This is a genomic window from Streptomyces sp. NPDC039424, assembly GCF_055639495.1.
On the sequence record NZ_JBVKAI010000021.1, the window covers coordinates 1 to 15,569 of the forward strand.

Consider the following 15,569-nt stretch of genomic DNA (forward strand, 5'->3'; position numbering starts at 1 on the left):
GGACAAATGCCCGAAAGCTGCAATTTGTCCGTTTCAAAAAGCCTGGCCGACCGACTTCACCACCGTGTCCGCCGACTGTCACAGGCGCGTCACAGCATCCGCGGCACCCGATGTCCACGATCACGACACCTGGACAACAGATGAGCATTACGAAGTAGTAACAGGGCGCAACTATGCGGCAGTTGGCACGGTCTAGGCCGCCATGAAGATCTCTTTCCTGCTGCACAACGCCTACGGGATCGGAGGCACGATCACCACGACGTTCAACCTGGCCCAGGCCCTGGCCGAGCGGCACGAGGTGGAGATCGTCTCCGTGCTGCGCCACCTGGAGCGGCCGACCTTCACCCTGGACCCCAGGGTGTCGCTGCGGCCACTGGTGGACCTCAGACAGGAGAAGGAGCACCCGCTGCACCTGAGACCGGCGAAAGTGTTTCCCGAGGCCGAGTACCGGTACGGGCAGTACAGCGAGCTGACCGACGAGCGTATCGGCGCATGCCTCGCCACCACCGACGCGGACGTGGTGATCGGCACCCGGCCCGGACTCAACGTGCATCTCGCGCTCCAGGCGCCGAGCCATGTCGCACGCGTCGGGCAGGAGCACCTGACCCTGGACAACCATCCGGCGCGGCTGCGCAGCGCACTGCGCCGGGCCTACCGCCGGCTCGACGCGCTCACCACGGTGACCGAGGCGGACGCGGCCGCCTACCGGCGCAAGATGCGGCTGCCCGGTGTGCGGGTGGAGAACCTCCCGAACAGCGTGCCGGACCCCGCGCTGCCCGCCGCCGACGGCACCGCGAAGGTGGTCGTCGCGGCCGGCCGGCTGGTCCCGGTGAAACGTTACGATCTCCTGATCGAGGCTTTCGCCGTGGTCGCCGCCGAGCACCCCGACTGGCAATTGCGCATCTACGGCAAGGGCGAGCAGCACGCCCGGCTGCGGCAGCTCATCACGGACCGCGGACTGTGGAACAACGTCTTCCTGATGGGGACGGCGGCCCCCATGGAGGCGGAGTGGGTCAAGGCCTCGATCGGCGCCGCCGCCTCCAACTTCGAGCCGTTCGGCATGACGATCGTCGAGGCGATGCGCTGCGGCCTGCCGGTGGTCAGCACCGACTGCCCGTACGGCCCCGCCGAGATCATCGAGGACGGCGTCGACGGCCGGCTGGTGCCGGTCGGGGACCGTGACGCGCTGGCCGCCGCACTGCTGGAACTGGTCCGTGACGACGAGCGACGCCGCCGTGCGGGCCGCGCGGCCCTGGAGAACGCACGACGGTTCGCCCCCGGTCCGGTGGTCGCGCAGGCCGAGCGGTTGCTCGAGGAGGCGGTTTCCGCCAGAAGGGCGGGACGACCGGTCGCAGGAGAACGCCCCCGCGTGCGTCGCGTCCTGACCAGTCAGGGGTTCGCCGCCCGCGACGCCGCGTACACCGCGGCCGGCAGTGTGCTGCGCATGGTGAGGAGGCCGGTGCGATGAGCACGGAACACGGTGCGACGCCGCGCGTGGGCTGCGCGGTCGACGCGGACGGCCGGATCACCTTCGACCTGCCGCTGCGGCCGGCCGAAGGACGGCAGCTGCTCCTGCGGCTGCGCCCCAAGAAGGGGCAGCCCGAGAAGACCCTCCATGTCCTCGACCTCGAACCCTGCGACGACGGTCGGCAACGCGCCGTCCTGGGCCCGCAGACCGTTCTCGCGCAGGGCCGGTGGGACGTGTACCTGCTCGCGGGACCGGAATCCCAGCGGCAACAGCTGCGCTCGGGCCTGCGCGACCTGCGCGCCCTCGTCGACGGGCACCTCCGTGACCGGCCGTCCCCGCTGGCCGTCCGGATTCCCTACGTCACCAAGCAGGGCCACCTCGCGGTCCGCGCCTGGCTCCGCCCCGCCCACGCCGAGGCGGGCGGCGTCGACGTCACGGACCGGTCGATCACGGTCGGGGCACGCCTGCACGGCACCTCGCTCACTGAGGGAGCCGTGGTGCGGCTGCGTCTGCGGGGTGGCAGCGGCACCGTACACACTGTGCGGCCACGGGCCGCGGAGGACGGCCGGAGTTTCTCCTTCACCATCGACTACGGGGAACTCGCCGCCGCGACGCCCGCCGGCGACGGCGTCTGGGACGTCTTCGTCCAGCCCGCGACGGAAGCGCCTCTCATCCGGGTCGCCCGCCTCCTCGACGACGTGGCGGACCGCAAGGAGGTCTTCGTCTACCCGACGGCCGCCGTCGGCGACGCCCGGCTGCGCCCCTACTACACGGTGGACAACGACTTCTCCGTCGAGGTGACGCGAGTCGGCTGAGACGAATCCGAAAGGCTACCGACCCCAGACGGTCACCGGTTGTCATTCGTCAGATTTTCAACACTTTCGGGTGGGAGCATGCTCCCTGTTCCGTATAGTCCCGGAGTACGCCAGGCGAGCACCGGAGGCGCTGGGGGGAAAACCAGATGGTCCGTCAAAGGCCGCGAAGAAAGCCCGGTTTACGTGGTACACGCCCGGCCGTGACGGGTGTCGGTGTCCTGCTGGGCTGCCTCGCGCGGTGACCCCGGAGCCGACCACCACGCAGGAGGACACCGCCACCGCCACCGCCACCGCCGAGACGGAGTCCGAGGACACAGCGGTGACGTCCGGGGTGCCGCACGGCGAGTGGAGCGGCACCGCGCACGTCAGCGTGGACTTCGCCGACCCCGGCTGCGCCGCCGCCTCGCGGTCGTACGACCTGCCGGCGACGCTGATCATCGACGATCCGGTCGGTTCGGAGGGCAACTCCTTCCACCTCTCCTGGGCCAGCGACAGCCAGACGGCGGAGGGGGCCTTCGGAGTGACCTCCGCGCTGAGCGGAACCGACACCACCGACGGCCGGGGTGTGGATTCGTGCCCAAGCCGCTCTTCCAGTGCTCCGGCTACACCGGCTTCCCCTACGGCATGGCGGTGGGTACGAGCCTGGAGGGGACCGTGACCGACGGTTCCGCGTCCCTGACCCTCAGCGGCAGCTCGGCCGACGGCACCAGGAGCTTCCGTGTCGAATGGTCCTAGCGACGACGAGCTCCTGGACGTCTGGGCGGGAAGCATCGCGGCGGGGGCCGCCCCGGACGAGATCGACTTCGCCGGCCACACCGCCCGTGTGTACGCGCACGGCGGCCGAGGGCGCCGCGTACTGCTGCGCCCGGTTCCCTCGGTCCCGGCGGGCACCGGAGGCGCACTGGACGCCGCCGTCCTTCCGACGCTGTGGGACGCGCTGGCGGCCTCCTACACGCTGCTGAAGGCGGCACTGGGGTCGCCGGTCCTCGCGAACGTCATCTCCGGGTCCGCGCTGCTGCTCGCTCTGCGGGAGCGCCAGAGCGGCAGCCCGGTCGCCGCGCCCCGGCCCGAGTCGGCTCACCCGGCGCCCGCGGACGCGGCGGCGGACCGTGACCTCGCCGTGCTGGCCGGGGCGGTCGCGGAGGTGTCGCGCTGTCTGCAGGCCCGTGGCGTGCGGCGCCCGCAGGCCGACCGGAGCGCTGCCGAGGCCGTGGCCGCACTGCACGCCGGCCGCGACGCGGGAGCCGTCGCCTTCCTCGCCCTGCTCGCGGGCGCACGGTCTCCCGACGCGGACGAAGACGCTGCCGCGCCCGGCGTCCGGGGCGGCCTGCGCCGACTGGCCGCCCGGCTGCCGAGGCCGCGCCGACGGACGGATCGGCGGGCGGGACGGTCCGGATGAGGCCAGGCGCCCGGGACGGCGGGACGCCGTTGTCTCCGCCGCCGTGGCTGTGGCTGCTGATGGTCACCTATCTGTGGGAGCTGCCCTCGGCAGTGGACTGGTGGCGCGGCCAGATCCGGGACCTGTGGACGGACCGGGGCGGCTACGGCGCGGAGGTCGTCGTCGGCCCCGGCTTCGCCGCGCTGCGGGTGACGATGCCGCACCTCGCGGCGCTGTGGCTCCGCCTGTGGCGCGGGGCCACCGCCGGCCCGGCGACCGGGCCCGGGGTGTTCGCCATGGGCCACTGGACGGTGCGGGCCACGGCCGTGGTGCTGCCCGCCCTCGTCCTCGCCGTCGCGCTGCTGCCGCCCAGCGGCGCCGTCGACCGCGATCCGGTACTTCGGCCCGCCGCCTCCGCAGCCGGGGAGAGCAACGGCCTTACCCGATGACCGCGGCCCGCGTCAAGCCACGACTTGCCGGAACGTGACCGCGGCGCGCCGTCCGGGCCTACTGGAAGTACCAGGAACCACGAACGAAGGACACAGATCACCGTGATCGACACCATCTGGACCCGCCGCCTGGCCATCACCACCGCGTCCGCCCTGCTGACCGCCGGCGGTGCCCTGATCCCCGCGTCCACCGCGTTCGCGGCACCGACGGCACCCAGCACGACGCGGTCGGCCACCACGGCCCACGACGACGACCACGGACGCCACAAGGACAACAAGCACGACAAGCACGACAAGCACAAGGACAGCAAGCACAACGACGACCGCTGGAACCGCGGCGGCCACAAGGGCCATAAGGACGACGACAGCCATAGGGGCCACAAGGGTCACGACGGCCATGACGGTCACGAGGACCCCTGCCGTCGCGGTGACGGCGGCAATGGCGGCAACGGCGGCAACGGCACCGGCACCGACGGGCCCGTCTGCACGGCACCGGGCGGTGCGGGCACGGGTGGCGCCGGTGGACGCGGCGGCAACGGCCGATGCGGCGGCCAGAACGGGAGCAACGGCCGCGGCGGTTCCGGCAGCGGCGGCAAGAACGGTCCCCCCTGCCCCGAGGCGCCCGGATCCACCGACCACAAGCCCGACGACAGCGCCCCCGTCCCCACCCCCACACCCACGCCTCAGCCCGAGCCCATGGACCCGCACCAGGACGACACCAGCACCGGCACGGCCCCTGACGCTCCCGAGCCGGCCGGGGACATCGTCGTCAACTGAGCGGGGACGAGGAGTCACCCGGCAGGGGGCTCACCCGGCAGACGGCCGAAGACCGGCCTGGCCCAGCCCGGCGGATCCGGCACCGGATCGCCGGGCCACGGGTCCCCGGCCACCTCGCCGTCCTCCTCGCTCACGGGCCGCGCCCCCGCGCCGTCGGCACTCGCACCGCCGGCACCCGCGCCGCCCGCGGCCGCCCGCAAGGCCGCCACGAACTCCAGGCACGAGCCGTATCGGTCCTCCGGCACCTTCGCCAGCGCCGTGGCCATCACCTCGTCCAACGCCGGCGGAATCCCCTCCCCCGTCTCGCTCAGCGCGGGCGGATCGTCGTACTGATGCGCCCACAGCAACGCGATGTCCTCGTCCCGCCTGAAAGGCGGGCCGCCCGTGAGGAGCTCGTAGATGACGCAGGCAAGGCTGTAGAGATCGCACCTGCCGTCCACCGGGCGCCCGGAAATCTGCTCCGGCGCCACATAGTCCAGGGTCCCCACGAACTCACCGACCGTCGTGAACCCGGTCAGCGACAGCGATTTCTTCGTCAGCCCGAAATCGGTGAGATACACGTGCTCGGGGTGATCGCTGTCCGTCCCGCCGGCCACCAGGACGTTCCCCGGCTTCACATCCCGGTGCACCAGATCGTGCTCATGAGCCGCGTCGAGCGCCGAGGCCACCTGACCGGCGATGCGCAGCGCCGTCGCCACGGCCAGCGGGCCCTCCTGGTCCAGCAGGGCCCGCAGATCCAGGCCGGACACATAGCGCATCGCGATGTACAGCACGCCCTCCGCCTCACCGGCCTCGAAGATCGGCACGATATGCGGGTGATCGATCGCGGCGGCCACCCGCGACTCATGCACGAAACGCCGACGAAACGTCTCATTGCGGGCCATTTCCGGGGCGAGCAGCTTCAAGGCGACCAGACGATCCAGCCGCAGATCCCGCGCGCAGTAGACGACCGCCATTCCGCCGCGGCCGATTTCACGTTCCACGCGGTAACCCGCGATGCGCGCCCCCACCACATCCGTGCCGCTCGAGAAGACTCCCGAGCCGCCGGCCCCCGACACCCCGACACTCATCGCACACCACCCCCGCCCCTCCGCACCGACCCCGGCGCCGCCATGTCCCCACGCGACCCGGCCATACCCAAAGCCTAGTCGCCAAGTAGGTCAAATGCCCCGATAAGGGGTGCTCACGGCAGCGGTGTGCCGCCGGTGGCGTTGAGGATCTCCCCGGTGATGTAGCTCGCCTGCGCGGAGGCGAGATAGACGTAGGCCGGGGCCAGCTCGGCCGGCTGGGCCGGGCGGCCCAGCGGGCTCTGCTTGCCGAACTCCGCCGTGTCGGGCATCGTCGCGGGAATCAGGGGGGTCCACACCGGGCCCGGCGCGACCGCGTTGACGCGGATGCCGCGCTCGGCGAGCAGCTGGGCCAGCCCGTGGGTGAAGGTGACGATCGCGCCCTTCGTCATCGCGTAGTCCAGCAGATGCGGGCTGGGCTTGTACGCCTGCACCGACGTGGTGTTGATGACGCTGCCGCCCTGCGGCATGTGCGGCAGGGCGAACTTGGTGAGCCAGAACATGCTGTACAGGTTCGTCCGCATCACCCGGTCGAACTGCTCGGTCGTGATCGCCTCGATGCCTTCCGGCTGGGACATCTGGAACGCCGCGTTGTTCACCAGGACGTCGACGCTCCCGAACTCGGCGACCGCCCGTTCGACCAGCGCCCGGCAGCTGTCCTCTTCACGGATGTCGCAGGGGACGGCGACCGCCTTGCGGCCCGCGTCCTCCACCAGGCGGGAGGTCTCGCGTGCCTCGCCCTCCTCCTCCGCGAGGTAGGTGAACAGCACGTCGGCCCCCTCACGGGCGAAGGCCAGGGCCACCGCCCGCCCGATGCCGGAGTCCCCGCCCGTGATGACGGTCTTGCGGCCCTCCAGGCGCCCGGAGCCGCGGTACGAGTCCTCACCGTGGTCGGGCGGCGGATCCATCGGCCCGGTCCAGCCGGGGTGGGGCTGGTCCTGGGAGGGGAAGTCGGGGCGGGGGTGCTGCGTGGTCGGGTCCTGCGGGGCGTGGTGCTGATCCGTCACGTCGGCCTCCGTGGTCACTGGGGCGGTCGGGACAGGCGACCGGGTTCCCGGATTCCCTCGGCCGAAAGCCGCCGGCGGCACGCTCAGCGCTTCTTGCCGTGCTGGGGCGCGCTCTGCTTCTTGGACGGGTGCGCCCGTGTCTTGTCCTTCTTCGGCTTGGCTCGCGCCGCGGTCTTCACGGTCGTCTGCGTGCCTCGGCCGCCGGGCTCGCCCTGCGCCCGGGGCGTGGGGGACGGGGCCGCGGTGGTGGCCGGTTGTTCCGGGGCCCGGGCGGCGGGTGTCCCGGGGGCCGGCCGCGTCGTCCCGGCCGCCGGTGCGGAGGGGTCGCGCGGCGGTTCGGTGGCCGGGGCGGTCGGTCCGTGGTCATCGGTGCCCGAGGCGGTACCACCGGAGCCGGACAGGTCACCGATCGATCCCGTCAGCGTGACGCCGAGCAGCGTGGCCAGCGCGGCGCCGGCTGTCGCCAGACTCCGCCCGCCGCGCCGGCGGCGGGCGGCCGAGGCCGGCCGCGGGGCCGGCACGGTCCTGAGCCCGGCGGGGTCGGCGGGAATCGCCGGGGTACGGCTGTCCCCCGGACGATCGGTGCCGTACGTCCCCGCCGCGAGCGCGGCGCGGGGACCGCTCGGGCTCAGCGCGGCCAGCGCGTCGGCACACGCGGACGCGCCGGGGCGTTCGCGCTCGTCCAGGGCGGTCATGGCGCCCAGCAGTCGGGACAGGTCGCCGTCGAGGAAGGCGGGAATGACCGGAGGACGGTGCAGACGGGCGATCGCCGCCTCCAGCGGGACGCCGTCGTACTCCAGTCGTCCCTTGAGGCACTCCAGCAGGGTCAGACCGAGGGCGTAGACATCCGCGGCGGGCCCGACCTCGCGGCCCATGACCTGCTCGGGAGCCAGGTACGCGGCGGTGCCCACCAACGCTCCGGTGGCGGTGTGCGCGGTGCCGTCGATCAGCCGTGAGATGCCGAAGTCGGTCAGGTGGGGGGCGCCGGCCTCGTCCATGAGGATGTTGGACGGTTTGACGTCCCGATGCACCACCCCGGCGGCGTGTACGTGGGCGAGGGCCTGCGCCAGGGCCGCGCCGAGCGTGCACACGCGCGCCCGCGGCAGGGCGCCCGCGGCGATGCGTGCGCGCAACGTCGAACCCTTGAGGAGCCGCATGACCAGGAAGGGGCGGCCTAGGTCCCGTCCGAAGTCGTGGACGGTGACGAGTCCGGGGTGCTGCAGACGAGCCAGCAGGAAGGCCTCCTCGGCGAAGCGTTCCTCGGTCTGCGCGTCACTGCCCGCACGGAACACCTTCACCGCCACCGGCCGCCTCAGCTGGAGGTCGAAGGCCTCGTAGACGTCGGCGGCGCCGCCCCGCCCCAGCAGGGCGTCCGTTCGGTAACGGCCCGCCAGCACCGCGCCCCGAGGGGGCGATTCCGGCCCCGAGGACCATCGGCGTACTGGCATCTGCTCCCCCATGACGGACGGCGGTGTGTTCCGGACCGGTGCGTCCGGACGGAGAAGTCCGCGTTCCCCCAACGGGGGACGTTATCCCTGCACGGGCGGCGTTCACCGGCCGTCGGACCGAAGGCCACGACGCCGACGCCCGGTATTCCGGACTGCGGGACGCTGCCGTCAGCGGTGCGGGCCGTCGTACGCGCGGGAGACCACCTCGACGCGCCCGGTGGCGTGATCGCAGCGCACGGTGTCCAGACCCAGGGACCCCAACTCGGCCGTCGACGCGGCGTGCGTGGTGGTGTTCAGCGCGAGCATGGACACCCGGGGGTCGTCGGCGCCGAGCACCACCTCCTCGGCGAGCAGCGTCTCCATCAGGCGCTGCGCGGAAGCCGACGGAAGCTCTTCGTCGACGGCGATGTGCAGCATCAGGTGTTCCATGCCGGTGTCGAGCCACCGCGCCTGCGACACCCAGACCGTGCGGACGGCGGGGAACTCCCGCACCCGGCGCGACAGCGCGTCCCGGAGGGCCACCGCCACCGGGTGGGTGGACCAGGTGAGCACGAGCCGCTCGCCGGCAGCCTGCCGGCCGCGGTCACGGAGGGTCCGGTGCAGCAGGGGTATCGGCACGCCGGCCCAGCCCTGGGCGGAGTGGAGCGCCAGCTTCGCGACGCCGGTCCGCTCGGCGATGTCCAGCAGCCGCAGGGCGTCGCAGTGGACCGCTCCGGCCGCTTCGGGCAACCGCCCGGCGCAGCACGCCTCGCTGACGTACCCGGGCAGGGCGGGAGTGCCGTCCTGGCTCCGCAGGAACAGCACCGAGCCGTTGTCCCGCACGGGCACGAACACACCGTGGTCGACCAGAGCGGCGAGCAGCCGGTCCGACTCGGTCTCGGCGGCGTCGCGGTCGAGGATGTCGGCGAGCGCCGCGTTCACAGTCACGGCCGAAGCATAAAGCCCCCGCCCGGGCGCGTTGTGCCCGGTCGGCCGCCCTGCTTGCCCTTACCTTGCTCTAGACATGACCGACCGTCAGGAACGGAGGGGAGGCGCGAGACGCCGTGGCCGATACGGACGGCCGGACGGCCGGACGGGGCCGCGAACGCCGGGCGGGCGGCGTGGTACTGGGCAGCCGGCCGGCGCACACCGTGCGACTCCCCCGGCGCGTCGGCTCCGGCCCGCACTCCCCTTCGGCGGCAGAGCGCACGGTGCCGTCACTGCGGGTCGCCGCGGCCTACGCCTGGCGCCTCGTCGTCGTCGGCGTCGTCGTCTACGGCGTCTTCACCATCCTCGGCCGCTTCCAGCTCATCGCCGTGGCCCTGTTCCTGGCGCTCGTCGTCACATCGGTGCTGCGCCCCCTCGCCGACCTGCTCGACCGTGTGCTCCCCAGACCCCTCAGCGTCGCCGTCGCCCTCGTCGGGAGTCTGCTGCTGCTGTTCGGCCTGCTCGCTCTCGTCGGCAACGCGGTGGCGGGCGAGTCGACGAGACTGGCCGGTGAGTTCCGGGGCGGCGTGCACCGGATCGAACTGTGGCTTCAGCGCCCGCCGTTCCGGCTCAGTTCCGGCAGGCTCGCCGATCTGCAGCGCCAGGCGATGGACTACGTCGCCGCGCACCGGGCGCGGCTGCTCAGCAGCGCCGTCAGCGGTCTCGGCAGGGTCGTCGAGGTGGTCACCGCGGGTGTGCTCGCGCTGTTCTCCTCCGTCTTCTTCATCCACTCCGGCGAGCGGCTGTGGGGCTGGGTGCGCGACCAGTTGCTGCCCAGGGGCGCCCGCCCGAGGTGGGACCGGGCGGGGCGGGCCGCCTGGCGGACGTTCGCCGGTTACACCCGCGGCATCATCATCGTGGCCGCCACCAACGCCGTACTGGTCGGTGTCGCCCTGTTCCTGCTGCGGGTCCCGCTCGCGCTGCCGCTGACCCTGCTGGAGTTCTTCGCGGCGTTCGTGCCGCTGGTGGGCTCGCCGATCGCCCTCGGTGTGGCGACGGTGGTCGCGCTCGCCGGGCGCGGCCCCCTCACGGCCGTGGCCGTACTCGTGCTCATCGTCGTCATCGGCCAGCTCGAGGGCCATGTGCTGCATCCGCTGGTGCTGAGCTGGGCGGTCAGCCTCCATCCGCTCGTCGTGGCCGTTTCCGTCATCGGGGGCAGCATCGTGGCGGGTGTGATCGGCGCCGTCGTGGCCGTCCCGTTCGTCTCCGTCGTCTGGTCGGTGCGGCGCGCGCTGCGGACGGCGCCGACGTAGCGACCCGGGGACTTTTCGGTTGCCGCAGAAGGGGCACGCGTCCGGGGTAGGCCCCCGAGCGGAGGGACGGTGCCGCGATGGCCGAGTACGAACGTTCACGCACGATGCCCGCACAGCCCGAGCAGGTCTTCGACCAGGCGGCCGATGTCGGCAGGCTCGACACCTGGCTGCCGGACGCCCTGCACGTGCGCCCCGGGGAGCCACCCTCGGTCACGGTGCACGAGGATCACTACGACCAGGACACCTCGGCCCTGCTGCGTGCCGAGCGGGATCAGATGCGCATCGAATGGGGCACCCGCGAGCAGGGCGGCTACGCCGGCTGGCTGCAGGTCGCCGGGATCGGCGGCGGCACCAGTGAGGTGACGGTGCACCTGTCGTTCTTCGAGGACAGCCATGACCCGGGCGAGCAGGCGGCCCGCGACGCCCTCGACAGGAGCCTGGAGCGGTTGGAGGAACAGGTGCGCACCGGCTCCTAGGTGGTCCGGGCGGCGAGGAGGGCGACGTCGTCGTGGTCGTCCGGGTGGCGCAGGCCGTACAGAAGGAGGTCGCAGGTCTCTTCCAGGGGCCGGCTGGGCTCGTCGAGGAAGCTGAGGAGCACGTTCAGGCGGTCGTCGATGGGGTGGTGGCGCGTTTCGACCAGGCCGTCCGTGTAGAGGACCAGCAGGTCGCCGGGGCCGAGCCGGGTCGTCGTGGTCTGGAAGGGGACGCCTCCGACGCCGAGCGGGGCTCCGGTGGGCAGGTCGAGCAGTTCCGGGGCCCGGCCGGGGCGGGCCAGCGCCGGGGGCATGTGTCCGGCGTTGGCGAGCTGGCACAACCTGGTCCGGGGGTCGTACACCGCGTAGAGGCAGGTGACGATGTAGTGCTCCAGATCGCAGGTGATCTTGTCCAGGTGCTGGAGCACCGCCTCCGGAGCGAGGTCGAGGTCCGCGTAGGCGCAGGTGGCGGTGCGCAGCCGGCCCATGGTGGCGGCGGCGTCGATGCCGTTGCCCATCACGTCGCCCACGACCAGGGCGGTCTTGTCGTCGGCCAGGGCGATGACGTCGTACCAGTCGCCGCCGACCTCGCTGGTGCTCTGGGCGGGCTGGTAGCGCGAGGCGAGTTCGAGGCCGGTGGGGTGCGGTGGATGGTCGGGCAGCAGGCTGCGCTGCAGGGTGAGGGCGGTGTTGCGCACGCTCTGGAACCAGCGGGCGTTGTCGATGGCCACGGCGGCGCGGCTGGCGAGCTCGCCGGCCAGGATGACGTCGTCCTCGTCGAACGGGAGCGGATTGCGGGTGCGTTTGAGGTCCAGTGCGCCGAGCACCTCGCCGTGGGCGATCAGCGGCACGGCCAGATAGGAGTGCACGCCGGCGCGTGCCAGCAGCGTGGTGGCCTCGGCGTCGCGTGCGATGCGCCGTAGATCGCGGTCTCCCACGTGCCGCACCAGGACCGGCCGGCCGGTGTGCACGCACAGGGTGACCAGGCGGTCGCCGTCGTAGGCGGCCAGGTCGCCGGGCGGGTCGGCGGCGCGCAGGGCCACGGTGGGGTGGGCCGCCTTGAGGGCCAGCGCGCGGAAGAGCTCCGGGCCGTTGTCGGGTCTGCGGGTACGGCGGCAGGCCAGGGCGGAGTCGAGGACGTCCACGGCGACCACGTCGGCGAGTTCGGGGGTCGCGATGTCGGCCAGTTCCCGGGCGGTGTGCTCGACCTCCAGTGTGGTGCCGACGCGGGTGGAGGCGTCGGCGATGAGCGCCAGGCGGCGCCGGGCCCGGTCGGCCTCGGTGGCCGCGCGGTGCCGCTCGGTGACGTCGACGACCGAGGTGGCGGCGCCCAGGGTCCGCCCGGCGGTGTCCTCCAGTCGGTAGAAGGACAGGGACCAGGCGTGGTCGTGGTCGGGGTCGGTCGGGGGACGGCCCACGTGGTACTGGTCGACCAGCGGGGTGCCGGTGGTGAGCACCTGGTGCAGCGCGGACTCGATGGTCTCGACTTCGGGGAAGGGGAGGACGTCCCTGAGGTGGAGGCCGATGTGGTCCTCGGCGGGTATGCCGTCGATGCGCTCCAGCGCCGGGTTGACCAGGAGATAGCGCAGCTCGGGATCCAGGAGGGCGAGACCGATCGGGGACTGGCTGATCAGCCGCTCGCACAGGGCCAGGTCGGTCTCGACGCGCTGCAGCAGGGTGTGGTCGGCCGCGATGCCGAGGGCGAAGACGTTCCCGACGTCGTCCAGCAGCCGCATGCTGCGGAATTCCATCAGGCGGGTCGTGCCGTCCTTGTGCCGGATGGGGAAGGCCCCGGCCCAGCTCCGGCCGGTCTCCAGCACCTCAGCGAACAGGCTCAGTACGGACTGCAGGTGCTCGGGTCGGACCAGCAGCCGGGCGGCGTACTTGCCGAGCGCCTCCTGCGCGGTGTAGCCGAAGAGCTCCTCCGCCTGGGGGCTCCAGAACACGATGCGCCCGCGGGTGTCCAGGACCACCGCGGCGACGCTCAGCACGTCCAGCAGCCCGATGGGCCGGAGCGAGTCGATGCCGGATCCGTCATCGTCGGACCGGAAGGCTTCCGCTGTCATCCCAGGCCCTCCCTTCCGGGCCGCTCACGCACCGTCCGGCAGTTGTTGCTCCGCCCAGATCGTCTTGCCGCCGGAGGTGTGGCGGGTGCCCCAGCGCTGGGCGACCTGGGCGACCAGGAACAGCCCGCGCCCTCCCTCGTCGGTGCTCAGGGCCCGTCGCAGGTGCGGGGAGGTGCTGCTCGCGTCCGAGACCTCGCAGATCAGGGCGCGCTCGTAGATGAGGCGCAGGCTGATCGGGCCGTACGCGTGCCTGATGGCGTTGGTGACCAGTTCGCTGACGATGAGCTCCGTGGTGAAGGCCACCTCGTCGAGGCCCCACATGGACAGCTGCCGGGCGGCGTTGTTCCGGGCCACGTGCACGGCGGAGGGGTCCGCGGGGACGTCCCAGGACGCGACGCGGTCGGGGCTCAGTACGCGGGTCCGCGCGATGAGGAAGGCGACGTCGTCACGTGGGCGGTCCGGCAGCAGGGTGCGGACCATGATGTCGCACAGTTCTTCGAGCGGCCGGTCGGGGTGGGCCAGGGTGAAGCACAGGCGTTCCATGCCGACGTCGACGTCCCGGTCCGATGCCTCGATCAGCCCGTCGGTGTAGAGCGCGATGATGCTCCCCTCCTCCACCGGGATCTCGGCGGACTCGAACGGGAGGCCGCCGAGTCCAAGGGGCGGACCGGCGGGGATGTCGGGGAACTCGACGGGTTCGCGCAGGTGGGCGATGGCGGGGCTGGGGTGTCCGGCGCGGGCGACCACGATGGTGCGGGCGACCGGGTCGTAGACGGCGTACACGCAGGTGGCGCCGATCACCAGCGGGCCCTCCGCGGCTGCTTCGGCTTCGTCCGACAGGCGCACGACCAGGTCGTCGACATGGGTCAGCAGTTCGTCCGGGGGCAGGTCCAGATCGGCCAGCGTCTGGACGGCGGCGCGCAGCCGCCCCATGCTGGCCGCGGCGTGCAGCCCGTGACCGACCACGTCGCCCACGACGAGTGCGACCCTGGCGCCCGAGAGCGGGATGACGTCGAACCAGTCACCGCCCACGCCCGCCTCGGTGTCGGCGGGCAGATAGCGGTAGGCGACGTCGACCGCGGTGTGCCGGGGCAGAACGGGCGGCAGCAGGCTGGTCTGCAGGGTGAGCGCCGCCTGATGCTGCCGGGCGAAGCGCCGGGCGTTGTCGACGCACACCGCGGCCCGCGCCACCAGTTCCTCGACGAGCAGCAGGTCGTCCTCGTCGAACGGGTCCGGCTTCTTCCAGCGCAGCAGGGTCACCACCCCCATGGTGATCCCGCGGGCCCGGAGAGGGACGACCAGATGTGCGTGCACGCCCAGCCGGAGGAGCCTCGTCCAGCGGCGGGAGTCGTCGACCAGCCATGGTGTCGAGGCGCTGACGACCTCGCGGATGGGTTTCCCCGTGGCCAGGCAGCGTTCCTGGGGGGACCGGGCCGGATAGTCGGTGCCGGCTCCGATCTCGACGACCACTTCGGGGTGGTCCTCCTGGATCGACAGATGAGCGGCCCGGCGCAGTTTCGGTCCGCCGTGCGGGGGTGGTCCCGGAGGCTGGTCCGCGTCCGTTCGTACGGCGTCCAGGAGGTCGATCGCCACGAAGTCGGCGACCCGCGGCACCACGACCTCCGCCAGTTCCTGCACCGTCCGGTCGAGATCCAGGGTGGTGCCGATGTGTGCGCTGGCCGCGTTCAGCAGGGCGAGCCGGTCGCGTGCCGAGTCCTGGCCGGTGGCGTGCAGGGCGACGAGGCAGATGCCCAGTGTCCGGCCCGCGGCGTCCCGTACGGGGATGAAGGAGCGCAGCCGGAAAGCTCGCTCTCCTCCCCGGCGGGACAGGTCGTGGTGCGGCGGCGTGTGTTCCAGGCTCACCTGGGGCTGCCCCGTGACGAGCGCGCGCCGGGCGTGGTGATCCGCCAGGGCACCGCAGTCGGCGGCCGGGTCGTCCTCCGCGGACCCGTATCCCTCCATGTCGGCCAGTGCGCGGTTCGCCCATTTCCAGCGCAGGTCCGTGTCCAGGACGGCGACTCCCACGGGTGATCGCTCCAGCAGGCCCCGGGTGACCGCCTCGAAGAACTCGTACGCCGTCCGTTCCTTGGCGTCGCAGGCGACGACGAGCCAGCCGTGGTGGCCGCCCGCGCCGGCCAGGGGGCACACCCGGATCGCGACGTCGAGGGCGTGACCGGCACGGTGCCGGCCGGCGAGCGCACCGGTCCAGCCGTCGCCGGTCCGGCGCAGCCCTGACACGGCGGCGGCGGGGTTTCCGTTCGCCAGGAAGGATTCCACCGGGCGTCCCACCGCGTCACGGGCCGGATAACCGAGCAGGCTCTCGGCCCCCGGGCTCCAGTAGACGATCAGCCACTCGGCATCGGTGATCGCCACGGCCGCGCATTCGATGTCGAACGGATCGG

The 15,569-nt window shown here is 72.5% G+C and carries 15 protein-coding genes; 9 read left to right on the top strand and 6 right to left on the bottom strand.

Annotated features, from left to right (window positions below; translation table 11 throughout):
• The 7 genes from ACZ7L0_RS35665 to ACZ7L0_RS35695 form a co-directional block, all read left to right on the top strand.
• On the top strand, positions 1-196 hold a 196-nt coding region (locus ACZ7L0_RS35665), incomplete at its 5' end, for a hypothetical protein (protein ID WP_471246706.1).
• Positions 197-202: 6 nt separating this feature from the next.
• Positions 203-1,468, top strand: a complete 1,266-nt coding sequence (locus ACZ7L0_RS35670; protein ID WP_471246707.1) for a glycosyltransferase family 4 protein — start codon at positions 203-205, stop codon at positions 1,466-1,468.
• A complete protein-coding gene (locus ACZ7L0_RS35675) occupies positions 1,465-2,283 on the top strand; it encodes a hypothetical protein (RefSeq protein ID WP_471246708.1) in 819 nt (272 codons plus the stop codon). The genes ACZ7L0_RS35670 and ACZ7L0_RS35675 overlap by 4 nt, the downstream gene beginning before the upstream one ends.
• Positions 2,284-2,521: 238 nt before the next feature.
• Positions 2,522-2,941: a hypothetical protein gene (locus ACZ7L0_RS35680; protein ID WP_471246709.1), complete on the top strand. Its 420-nt coding sequence runs from the start codon at positions 2,522-2,524 to the stop codon at positions 2,939-2,941.
• A gap of 60 nt (positions 2,942-3,001) precedes the next feature.
• Positions 3,002-3,682 carry a hypothetical protein gene (locus ACZ7L0_RS35685; RefSeq protein WP_471246710.1) on the top strand — a complete coding sequence of 227 codons (681 nt, stop codon included), beginning with the start codon at positions 3,002-3,004 and terminating at the stop codon, positions 3,680-3,682.
• Complete coding sequence (locus ACZ7L0_RS35690) at positions 3,679-4,110, top strand: hypothetical protein (protein WP_471246711.1); 432 nt, start codon at positions 3,679-3,681, stop codon at positions 4,108-4,110. The genes ACZ7L0_RS35685 and ACZ7L0_RS35690 overlap by 4 nt, the downstream gene beginning before the upstream one ends.
• A gap of 102 nt (positions 4,111-4,212) precedes the next feature.
• Positions 4,213-4,887 carry a hypothetical protein gene (locus ACZ7L0_RS35695; protein WP_471246712.1) on the top strand — a complete coding sequence of 225 codons (675 nt, stop codon included), beginning with the start codon at positions 4,213-4,215 and terminating at the stop codon, positions 4,885-4,887.
• Positions 4,888-4,901: 14 nt separating this feature from the next.
• On the opposite strand, the gene ACZ7L0_RS35700 is transcribed toward ACZ7L0_RS35695, so the two are convergent.
• The 4 genes from ACZ7L0_RS35700 to ACZ7L0_RS35715 all read right to left on the bottom strand — a co-directional run bounded on the left by ACZ7L0_RS35700 (position 4,902) and on the right by ACZ7L0_RS35715 (position 9,336).
• A complete protein-coding gene (locus tag ACZ7L0_RS35700) occupies positions 4,902-5,957 on the bottom strand; it encodes a serine/threonine-protein kinase (protein ID WP_471246713.1) in 1,056 nt (351 codons plus the stop codon).
• Between the two features lie 113 nt (positions 5,958-6,070).
• Positions 6,071-6,961, bottom strand: a complete 891-nt coding sequence (locus ACZ7L0_RS35705) for an SDR family oxidoreductase (RefSeq protein WP_471246714.1) — start codon at positions 6,959-6,961, stop codon at positions 6,071-6,073.
• 83 nt (positions 6,962-7,044) lie between these two features.
• Positions 7,045-8,409: a serine/threonine-protein kinase gene (locus ACZ7L0_RS35710; protein ID WP_471246715.1), complete on the bottom strand. Its 1,365-nt coding sequence runs from the start codon at positions 8,407-8,409 to the stop codon at positions 7,045-7,047.
• A gap of 168 nt (positions 8,410-8,577) precedes the next feature.
• Positions 8,578-9,336 carry a hypothetical protein gene (locus ACZ7L0_RS35715; RefSeq protein WP_471246716.1) on the bottom strand — a complete coding sequence of 253 codons (759 nt, stop codon included), beginning with the start codon at positions 9,334-9,336 and terminating at the stop codon, positions 8,578-8,580.
• A gap of 116 nt (positions 9,337-9,452) precedes the next feature.
• On the opposite strand from ACZ7L0_RS35715, the gene ACZ7L0_RS35720 reads away from it, so the two are divergent.
• A complete protein-coding gene (locus tag ACZ7L0_RS35720) occupies positions 9,453-10,628 on the top strand; it encodes an AI-2E family transporter (protein WP_471246717.1) in 1,176 nt (391 codons plus the stop codon).
• A 77-nt stretch (positions 10,629-10,705) separates the two neighbouring features.
• Positions 10,706-11,104 (top strand): SRPBCC family protein, encoded by a 399-nt coding sequence (locus ACZ7L0_RS35725; RefSeq protein WP_471246718.1) that lies wholly within the window; start codon positions 10,706-10,708, stop codon positions 11,102-11,104.
• On the opposite strand, the gene ACZ7L0_RS35730 is transcribed toward ACZ7L0_RS35725, so the two are convergent.
• Both ACZ7L0_RS35730 and ACZ7L0_RS35735 read right to left on the bottom strand, forming a co-directional pair.
• On the bottom strand, positions 11,101-13,167 hold the full coding sequence (locus ACZ7L0_RS35730) for a SpoIIE family protein phosphatase (protein WP_471246719.1): 2,067 nt from the start codon (positions 13,165-13,167) through the stop codon (positions 11,101-11,103). The two genes, ACZ7L0_RS35725 and ACZ7L0_RS35730, sit on opposite strands and share 4 nt — an antisense overlap.
• Positions 13,168-13,191: 24 nt before the next feature.
• Positions 13,192-15,540, bottom strand: a complete 2,349-nt coding sequence (locus ACZ7L0_RS35735) for a SpoIIE family protein phosphatase (RefSeq protein WP_471246720.1) — start codon at positions 15,538-15,540, stop codon at positions 13,192-13,194.
• Positions 15,541-15,569: the final 29 nt, after the last annotated feature.